1 protein-coding gene and 1 pseudogene are annotated in these 2,109 nt (G+C 71.1%); both read left to right on the top strand.

The features are described 5' to 3' along the window. A pseudogene (locus tag BJF79_RS56435) lies at nt 1-519 on the top strand (hypothetical protein); the annotation flags it as partial. Beyond that, the coding region (locus tag BJF79_RS38285) for a VirB4 family type IV secretion system protein (protein ID WP_075904723.1) at nt 503-2,109 on the top strand (1,607 nt) is incomplete at its 3' end. The pseudogene BJF79_RS56435 and the gene BJF79_RS38285, both read left to right, overlap by 17 nt.

The raw sequence follows: 2,109 nt of genomic DNA, 5'->3' as shown, positions 1-2,109 counted from the left end.
CAGGCTTCGCTGGTCGGCGTGTTCGGGCGGTGGCTGAACTCCCTGGACGCGCCCGTGCAGATTCTGGTGCAGGCCCGTCCGGTCGACCTCACCGGCCTGGCCGACCACCTCACCCGGCTCGCACCGGAACTGCCCGACCCCGCGCTGGAACAGGCCGCCACCGATCACGCCGCGTTCCTCACCGAGCTGGGCGCCGTGCACGATCTGCTGGTCCGTCAGGTCCTCATCGTGATCAGCGACAGCACCCAAGTGCCACCGTCGACCGGCACGCCGCCCTGGCTCAAAGGCCGACGCGAACGCGCCGGCCGGGACGCGGGCGCCGCAGTGGCGCTACGGCGAGCCGAGGAGACCGTGCACGCCCTCACCGCGCTCGGCATCACCGCCGAGATTTTGGACTCCGATGCCTGCACCGCGGTGCTGGCCGAGGCGTTGTCCCCAGGCGAGTCACAGCCTGTGGATAACCCCGGCCCGGACGACGTGATCACTGCCCAGGAGGCCCACGATGCGACGCACGCTTAAGAACTTCGGGCGCGCTCTGACGCCCAGTTCCGACAAGTCGGACAGCGCAACCGACCTCGATCCCGAGGACGGCTTGGCCGGTGTCGGGCCGTCGGCGTTGCGGGTGAACGCCAAAACTCTCGAACTGCCCGGCGGGGTGTGCGCGTCGTTCGCGGTGGCCGGTTATCCCCGCGAGGTCGGTGCCGGGTGGTTGGAACCGCTGCTGACCTACCCCGGGCGCCTCGATGTGTCCTTGCACGTGGAGCCGATCCCGCCGTTGATCGCCGCGCAGCGGCTTCGCCGCCAGCTCGCCCGCCTGGAGTCGGCGTCCCGCGCCGACGCGCAACGCGGGCGGCTGGCCGACTTCGCGGCCGAAGCCGCCGCCGACGACGCCGCCGAACTCGCCGCATCCCTCGCCCGAGGCCACGGCCGCCTCTTCCGCGTCGGGCTCTACCTCACCGTCCACGCCTTCGACCACGACCAACTCGAAGCAGAAACCGCACGGGTCCGGGCGCTTGCGGCGTCGCTGCTGCTGGACGCCCAGCCCACCACCTTCCGAGCACTGCAGGGCTGGGCCACCACGCTGCCGTTGGGGAGCGACACGGTGAAGGTGCGGCGGGCGTTCGACACCGCCCCGCTCGCGGCGGCGTTCCCGTTCACCTCACCCGACCTGCAACCCTGCCTGGCCGACACCCCCGTGCTGTACGGGCTGAACGCCTACTCCTCGGGGGTGGTGGTGTGGGACCGGTTCGCCCAGGACAACTACAACTCCGTCACCATCGCCCGCTCAGGCGCCGGGAAGTCCTACTTCACCAAACTCGAAACGCTCCGCCTGCTGTATCAGGGCGTGCAGGTCATGGTCGTCGACCCCGAAGACGAATACCGCCGCCTCGGCGAAGCGGTCGGTGGCACCCACATCGCCCTCGGCGCGCCCGGGGTGTGCTTCAACCCCTTCGACCTTCCGGACGGGCAAGGCGAAGACACTCTCGTCCGCCGTGCCCTGTTCGTCCAGACGCTCATCGGCGCGATGCTCGCCGAACCGGTACCGCCGACGATGCGGGCCGTGCTCGACCGGGCCGTACTCGCCGCCTACGCCGCGCGGGGCATCACCTCCGATCCGCGTACCTGGAAGCGGGCAGCGCCGCTGCTGGCCGACCTGGTCGCCCAACTCGACACCGTCGCCCAAACCGGCGCCCCCGAGGCCGCGCACGCCGCCGACCTGTCGGCGCGGCTGGCGCCGTATGTCACCGGGTCGTATCGGGGGTTGTTCGCCGGGGCCACCACCACCCGTCCCGACGGGCACCTCATCGTCTACTCGCTGCGGGACCTGCCCGAGGAAACCCGCACCGTCGGGATGCTGCTCGCGCTGGACGCCATCTGGCGCCAAGTCGCCGACCCCACCGAGCGGCGCCGTCGCCTGGTCGTGGTCGACGAGGCCTGGATGCTCATGCAGCACAACGAAGGGGCCCGGTTCCTGTACCGGCTCGCCAAGGCAGCCCGCAAACACTGGGCCGGGCTCGCGGTCGTCACCCAAGACGCCGCCGACCTGCTGTCCTCCGATCTCGGGCGGGCGGTCATCGCCAACTCCGCCACCCAGATCCTGCTGCGGCA

Origin of the sequence: Actinomadura sp. CNU-125, from assembly GCF_001942465.1 — a bacterium.
Lineage (GTDB): Bacteria > Actinomycetota > Actinomycetes > Streptosporangiales > Streptosporangiaceae > Spirillospora.
Note: the sequence above shows the minus strand (reverse complement) of the source record. Positions and strands in the feature narration are given on the sequence as shown.